The following is a 6,561-nucleotide window of genomic DNA, read 5'->3' as shown; positions in this document are numbered from 1 at the left end:
TTGGTTTTCTTCTTATGACGCGAGTGTCTGGGCGTTGCAGCTGGACGAGTCGTTTCCCACCCACCCCAACTCATTTAAGGCAACGGACCCAAGTCATCTCGGTATCGAGTCTTCCACAATCTTGCACGTTTGCTGAATAACGGTAATTTCAATTTATTGATTTTTTATATCCAAATATAGTCTTCTAACTTTAAAGAAAAATAAAATCCCCGCTGTTGAGGCGGGGATCATTTTATAATTGTTTATGTTTCAATTTGATTTCATTAATACGATCACTGATCAAGCGTGAACGCTCAACCGAACGATCTCTCGCTTCTGGAGCCAGCTTCTCAATCGAAATCGAAAATATCAAGAAATTAATAGTCATCTTATATTCCTCCTATGTGTTCTTCACTAAGCGGAATCCTTCTCCGCATTCAACCAATTCATAAATTCAATTCTTACTAGTTCTGCCATCGGTTCCACTCCCTTTCTTAGATGATTTGTTTAGAAAATGCTTTGCGGTCAAGCCATTGATCTTGAGCGGATGGTCGGTAACCGGGCAGCGGGTGATAATTCTGTTTCTGACGCCGGCTGACACGTACAGTGAATATAAAAAAGTGTATCGTCATGTCTGCCACCTCCTTTAGTTGTAATTTTATATCAAAAGAGTAAAAATACTCTCTGATTGCATAAGAAAAAGCCACAGGTGTCCTGTGGCTTTGCTTTAAAGACGCGCGTAAATTTTAAAGGCGCAAAAAAGCCACAGGAATACAATATGCATCACCTGCGGCCGTTATGAACCCATTTTTTAATAACATCAATTTAGGATCGATAATATAGCGCAGGTCGATTAAGTTGTGTTGATTTGAACCATTTTTTTGTGTTCATCATTGTATTCGACCTCGCTTTCTGAGAAATTTTTCTTACACTGGAAATTATATAGGAACATTTTCTTAAAGTAAAGCCTACTTTCAAAAGAATCTAACAAATATTTAGCCTGCCTGGCCACCGAAATATTCCTCTATTTTTAAATCAAGAGCATGAAGACGCTGGATTGCTTCACTTTTATCCATGTTCTTATAGTGATGTAAACCTAATGGCTGTTCATCTTTTTCGTCTGCTTCTGCGACGACCTCCTGCAGTTTCGTTCGCTTATCGTCCAGCTTAAAGGGAAGATAACTGTCTGTATGAAGGAGAACGGCCAAGGATACTTCTTTGGCAACTAAACGATCTTCACCGAGCCTGATTAATAACTTATGGGCGCGCTCCGCACCTTTAATCGCGTGGATATCATGTTTCCTGTACTCTTCATAATCCCACTTTCCATCGCGATACCATTCGTAATGACCCATATCATGGAGAAGAGCCGATTTCGTTGCAAGGTCAGGGTCCACTCCCGCTTTTATTGCCATATCAAACGCATATCCACTAACGGTGACCGCGTGATGAATGCCTGATCGTTGTAAGTATTTTTGAGTGACTCTGTGTTTAAATACATCGACGAGTGTAACTCGTTTCATCCGATCACCTCCGAGTTTTTTTAGATGATACCATGTTCCCATAGACTTCACAAGCTTAACAAAGCAGATGATAAAGCAGGTTTACCTTTTATAAAGTTAAGGTAAAACGTACGGAGGAGGAATCACAATGAATGTTGAAAAAGATATTGTACTTATTACTGGAGCTAGCAATGGAATTGGACGTGGCCTAGCTTTATCGTATGCAGAACAAGGGGCAACGGTGATTACTTGTGACATAGATGAGGAACGTGGACTTCAATTGATTGGAGAACTTAGAAAGAAAGGAAAAAGCGCCTTTTTCTTCTCCTGCGACGTACGTAAGCCAGAGGATGTAGAAAGAGTCTTTCAAGATATCGATGAAGAAATTGGAACAATTACCGTCTTGGTCAATAATGCCGGCGTCAGTACCTTTACGTCTATGTTCGACCTTGAAGTCGAAGACTGGGATAACATTATTCATACAAATCTGAGAAGTGCCTTCCTTTTTGCAAAACAAGCGAGTCTCCGCTGGAAGAAAAACAACGTTCAAGGAAGAATTGTCAATATGGCTTCTACAAGAGCATTTATGTCTGAGCCGAACTCCGAAGGATATGCCGCAACCAAAGGTGGACTAGTAGCCTTGACCCATGCGATGGCTGCCTCCTTATCAGAGTTCGGTATTCGCGTAAACTCAATTAGTCCTGGTTGGATCCAAACTGAAAATTACGATGAACTTCGGGATATCGACCATGAACAACACCTGACGAATAGAGTTGGAAAAGTCAGCGATATTGCTAAAGCCTGTTTTTATCTAACTGATGAGGATAACGACTTTGTTACTGGTGAAAATTTAGTCGTTGATGGAGGCATGACTAGGAAGATGATCTATGAACATTAAGCACCAGAAGGTTTAGCCCAAGATTTGTAAGGGTAGGGATATACCAACAAAACATCGGAGGTGATGGTAGTGCCTGAATTGAATTCTTATGAAATTCGCTTGCATCAGCCTTTAAAGACAAATCAGATTATGAAAATGTACAAATGCATCAGTAAGCACGGGTGTGATATTTATTTACACCAAAACCACTTGATCGCAGATGGAGGTCACCTGCCAAAGCTCTTATCTTTTTTCTTATTCGTTGACCTCGATGAACCGATCCTGATGATTATCGACGGTGAAAATGTTGGAACAGCGTATGATGAAATCCAGAATTGCTGGAAAGAGAATCTTGTATCCACGAATTGCCGGAGAAAATATACAGAGTCCATGATTAATAGCAACACTTCCATAATGGTATAACCATTATATGCCCCTCCCTTTTGAAGCGGAGAGAATACTTAGATCATGAAAAACAACGCAATCCGTTTACAAAATGAACTGACATAAACCTGCTTCTATAGAAGAAGTAGGTTTATGTTTTTTCCAATTCTAAGCTATACTTAAATGGAAAATGATTGTAAAAGGAGAGATAACTAATGTATGAAGTAGCGATAATTGGAGCAGGTCCAGCAGGTGCCAGCGCAGCACTCTTCGCAGCTAAAGCAGGAAAGAAAACCATTATGTTCGATAACGGAAAAAGTATTACGGCTAAAGCCTGGGTCGAAAACCACTATGGCGTAGACCCAATTGAAGGTCCCAAGCTTCTGGAATCCGGCCAAAAACAAGCAGAAAAATTCGGTACAGAGTTAATCAAACAAGCTGTCGACTCCATAGAAGAAAAGGAAGAAATGTACACAATTACAACATCAGAAGGCTCATATAATGCCGAGCATGTCATTTTTGCAACAGGAATGTCCACCAAACTTGCGGAAGAGTTCGGATTGGAAGTTGTTGATGGAATCGAACCACGTGTAGCAAAAATCATTAAGGTAAATGAGTATGGCCACACCTCTTATCCTAAGGTATGGGCAGCAGGAACGGTTGCTGGAGTCAGTGTTCATACGATCATCACAGCCGGGGATGGGGCAAAGGTTGCCGTAAACGTGATCAGTGAACTGAACGGAAAGCGCTATGTCGATCACGACATTATGAAATAAGAAAAGCAGTTTTTAAAACCTTAATATCAAGATCAGGTTTTTAGGCTGAAACCAGTCAATAAAGAACCCGAGCATAAAAAAGAAAGCTATCCTCATCTCTTTGCAGGATAGCTTTCTTTAGTATTCAACATTAAAAATTGTAAATAACCCCTTCTTCAATGACCCGATCCCCTTTCTTCCTCTCTTTATCTTGGCCTGCGCTCTTCAATACTTTGCATCAACTCAAATTCATTTAACATCATAAACAGTCACCTCCAGAGATTTAATCTTTACTTCTAGCGAGGGCGTCGTTGTTCTACGTCTATACTTACTTCAAATTCGTTCCACATACTCGCTTTCACCATCCTTTATTGATCTTACTTAAATTATAGACGCTATCATCTATTGCTATAACGGTCGACCGGGTGATTCTATATCGGTCCTTAGACCGAAAAAAAATCCCACCTCCTGATGCAGGAAGTAGGATTTCATGTCATTATTCAAACCAGCCTTTATTCTTAAACCAGCGGTACATACCGTAAGCAATTGCAATCATAACTACCCATACGACGAAATAGCCATAATCCGTCTTCAATTCAGGCATATTCTGAAAATTCATGCCATAAATACCGACAATAAAGGTTAGCGGCATGAAGATAACAGAAATGACAGTCAAAATTTGCATCGTGCGATTCGTTTGATGAGAGTTAAGCGATAAGTAACTGTCGCGGATATCCTGTGTCATTTCCCGATTAGAAGCGATCATGTCCGCTACTTTAATCAAGTGATCGTGGATATCGGCAAAGTATTCCTTCCGCTCCAGTACACCATCCAAGTGATGAGTGTTCAAAATTCGATACAGCAAATCCCTCATCGGATGTACCGTTTGCCTCATGATCAGTAATTCGCTCCTTCTATCAAACAGTTCATCCAGTAACTTTTCCATGGAAAGATTTTTCGTATTATCTTCGATCTCATTAATGTGATCCTCAATCTTATAAACAATAGGAAAATAGTTATCCACTACTTTGTCTAAGATCTGATAAAAGATAAAAAATTCGTCTACTTCATCCATCGTACTCCTCTTCAAGAGCCTCCGGGCTGTTTCCAGGGCAGGAGCCGGTTTTTTATGAAAGGTTACAATCGAACATTCTCCCATAAATATATCGATCTCTTCCCTGACGAGTTCTTCATGATTGATGGAATGGGTGACAAAAAAAGTGTGATCTTCATAATAGTCGAGTTTTGGTCGCTGAAGATTATGCAAACAGTCTTCGATCGCCAAAGGGTGAAAATTGAAATAAGTGTCCAACAAACTTACTTCACCCTCGGAAGGAGATTCAAAGTCTACCCAATACCAGTCCCAATCCATATCAGACAGTTCTTCGAGAGAGAGGCCTTCTTTCAATCCTTCAGTTTTTGAATAAGCCGTGACATGTATCATACCATCATCCTTTTTATGTAACCTTCTTCAAGTTATACCCGCTTAAATTGGAAAAAAAACGCACGAATTGTGATACCATAATTATACAAGCTTCACGAAGGAGATTAATTTTATGGCTCAAAATATAAAAGATACAGTATTACAAAGTGAGCGTGTTAAACTTCGCAGCATTATGGAAGAGGACCTTCCTGTACTTTATCAATTGATTTACGGAAACGGAGGAGAACCTGAATGGAAAAGATGGGATGCCCCCTATTACCCTCTTGAACCTCATACACTGGACAGCTATAAAAGTCATGAACATGCCCGGAAAGAGCGTTTAGCTGAGGAGGAGCCAGATTCAAGACTTTTGATAGAAGTAGACGGACAAATTATTGGTACTGTGATTTACTATTGGGAGCACAAGCCTTCCCTTTGGCTTGAAGTTGGCATAGGTATTTATAATCCCTCCTATTGGAATGGAGGTTATGGCACAGAAGCACTGACGATGTGGGTGGATCATTTGTTCAGAATGCTTCCTATTGCAAGGATCGGCTTGACAACCTGGTCAAAAAACGAACGAATGATGAAAGTTGGAAGAAAGTTAGGAATGAAACTAGAAGGGCGCATGAGGAAATGCCGTATTTATGAAGGCGAGTATTACGATTCGATTCGGTTTGGAGTATTGAGAGAAGAATGGAATAAACTCTATCACGTATAAGCTTCCATTCTATCAAAAGAAGCGACCTCCTTTATTTGGGAGATCGCTTTTCTTTATTTTATGCAAAGTGTTGATTCAATGGTGGAACAATTTGTTTCTTACGTGATACGACACCTTCAAGAACCGCTTGGTTCCCGTCGAGCACGACATCGAAAGCTTGAGAGACAGCAGCTGCTTGTTCTCCAACAGCAACGACTGTAGAGTTGTTTGTGAGAATATCTGTCACAACTAGCAAGAATAGATCAAGATCTTTTTCAGAAACGGTTTTCTCCATTGCACTTTCAAGCTCTGCTTTACGTGATAAAACGTCATCCGTGTCTACAGTATTAACTTGTGCAATTTCTACTTTCTTACTTCCCATTGTGAATTCTTTAGCATCAAGAGAAATTAACTCTTCTGATGATTTGTCACTAATGTCTGCCCCTGCTTTTAGCATTTCCAGTCCATACTCTTCTGCATCGACCCCTGCAATTTCAGCTAGTTCCTTAGCAGCTTCAATGTCTTCATCTGTGCAAGTTGGAGATTTGAACAATAATGAGTCAGAGATGATAGCAGAAAGCATCAAACCAGCCATTGGTTTAGATACTTCTTTCCCTTTCTCTTTATAGATCTTATTTAAGATCGTCGCAGTACAGCCAACTGGCTCGGCACGATAGTACAAAGGACCTTTCGTTTCGAAGTTAGCGATTCTGTGGTGATCAATAACTTCTACAACTTGAACATCATCAATATCAGCGACACTTTGCTGACGCTCGTTGTGGTCAACTAGAATAACTTGCTCAACTTCATCTGAAACTCGCTCGACCATACGTGGTGCTTCAACATTGAACTGGTCCAATGCATATTGAGTTTCAGCACCCACCTCTCCTAATCGTACGGGTTCTGTGTCCAATCCTAGTGAATTTTTAAGGTCAGAATAA

The 6,561-nt window shown here is 40.3% G+C and carries 9 protein-coding genes; 4 read left to right on the top strand and 5 right to left on the bottom strand.

Going from position 1 to position 6,561, the window contains the following annotated elements; all coding sequences use genetic code 11:
- Window positions 1–232 precede the first annotated feature (232 nt).
- The 3 genes from LD39_RS23770 to LD39_RS06900 form a co-directional block, all read right to left on the bottom strand.
- A complete protein-coding gene (locus tag LD39_RS23770) occupies window positions 233–367 on the bottom strand; it encodes a hypothetical protein (RefSeq protein WP_255349877.1) in 135 nt (44 codons plus the stop codon).
- A gap of 106 nt (window positions 368–473) precedes the next feature.
- A complete protein-coding gene (locus LD39_RS22535) occupies window positions 474–611 on the bottom strand; it encodes a hypothetical protein (protein ID WP_156112581.1) in 138 nt (45 codons plus the stop codon).
- Window positions 612–974: 363 nt separating this feature from the next.
- Entirely contained in the window at window positions 975–1,502 is a 528-nt protein-coding gene (locus LD39_RS06900; RefSeq protein WP_035544430.1) for an HD domain-containing protein, read from the bottom strand.
- A 127-nt stretch (window positions 1,503–1,629) separates the two neighbouring features.
- Here LD39_RS06900 and LD39_RS06895 point away from each other — a divergent pair, with 127 nt between their 5' ends.
- From LD39_RS06895 to LD39_RS06885, 3 genes are all read left to right on the top strand, one after another.
- Window positions 1,630–2,379, top strand: a complete 750-nt coding sequence (locus LD39_RS06895; protein WP_035544428.1) for an SDR family NAD(P)-dependent oxidoreductase — start codon at window positions 1,630–1,632, stop codon at window positions 2,377–2,379.
- A 63-nt stretch (window positions 2,380–2,442) separates the two neighbouring features.
- Window positions 2,443–2,781, top strand: a complete 339-nt coding sequence (locus LD39_RS06890) for a hypothetical protein (protein ID WP_035544425.1) — start codon at window positions 2,443–2,445, stop codon at window positions 2,779–2,781.
- A 176-nt stretch (window positions 2,782–2,957) separates the two neighbouring features.
- Complete coding sequence (locus LD39_RS06885) at window positions 2,958–3,518, top strand: FAD-dependent oxidoreductase (protein ID WP_035544423.1); 561 nt, start codon at window positions 2,958–2,960, stop codon at window positions 3,516–3,518.
- A 475-nt stretch (window positions 3,519–3,993) separates the two neighbouring features.
- Here the strand turns inward: LD39_RS06885 and corA are convergent, their stop codons facing one another.
- Window positions 3,994–4,941 (bottom strand): magnesium/cobalt transporter CorA, encoded by a 948-nt coding sequence (gene corA, locus LD39_RS06880; RefSeq protein WP_035544421.1) that lies wholly within the window; start codon window positions 4,939–4,941, stop codon window positions 3,994–3,996.
- 124 nt (window positions 4,942–5,065) lie between these two features.
- On the opposite strand from corA, the gene LD39_RS06875 reads away from it, so the two are divergent.
- On the top strand, window positions 5,066–5,641 hold the full coding sequence (locus LD39_RS06875; RefSeq protein WP_035544432.1) for a GNAT family N-acetyltransferase: 576 nt from the start codon (window positions 5,066–5,068) through the stop codon (window positions 5,639–5,641).
- A 58-nt stretch (window positions 5,642–5,699) separates the two neighbouring features.
- Here LD39_RS06875 and LD39_RS06870 read toward each other — a convergent pair.
- Window positions 5,700–6,561: manganese-dependent inorganic pyrophosphatase (locus LD39_RS06870; RefSeq protein WP_035544420.1), on the bottom strand; the 862-nt coding region annotated here is incomplete at its 5' end.

This window comes from Halobacillus sp. BBL2006, from assembly GCF_000786645.1.
Lineage (GTDB): Bacteria > Bacillota > Bacilli > Bacillales > Halobacillaceae > Halobacillus.
Note: the sequence above shows the minus strand (reverse complement) of the source record. Positions and strands in the feature narration are given on the sequence as shown.

Excerpts from the sequence above, each read along its gene's own strand:
- LD39_RS23770 (WP_255349877.1), bottom strand. The coding sequence starts at position 367 with ATGACTATTAATTTCTTGATATTTTCGATTTCGATTGAGAAGCTGGCT.
- LD39_RS22535 (WP_156112581.1), bottom strand. The coding sequence starts at position 611 with ATGACGATACACTTTTTTATATTCACTGTACGTGTCAGCCGGCGTCAG.
- LD39_RS06900 (WP_035544430.1), bottom strand. The coding sequence starts at position 1,502 with ATGAAACGAGTTACACTCGTCGATGTATTTAAACACAGAGTCACTCAA.
- LD39_RS06895 (WP_035544428.1), top strand. The coding sequence starts at position 1,630 with ATGAATGTTGAAAAAGATATTGTACTTATTACTGGAGCTAGCAATGGA.
- LD39_RS06890 (WP_035544425.1), top strand. The coding sequence starts at position 2,443 with ATGGTAGTGCCTGAATTGAATTCTTATGAAATTCGCTTGCATCAGCCT.
- LD39_RS06885 (WP_035544423.1), top strand. The coding sequence starts at position 2,958 with ATGTATGAAGTAGCGATAATTGGAGCAGGTCCAGCAGGTGCCAGCGCA.
- corA (WP_035544421.1), bottom strand. The coding sequence starts at position 4,941 with ATGATACATGTCACGGCTTATTCAAAAACTGAAGGATTGAAAGAAGGC.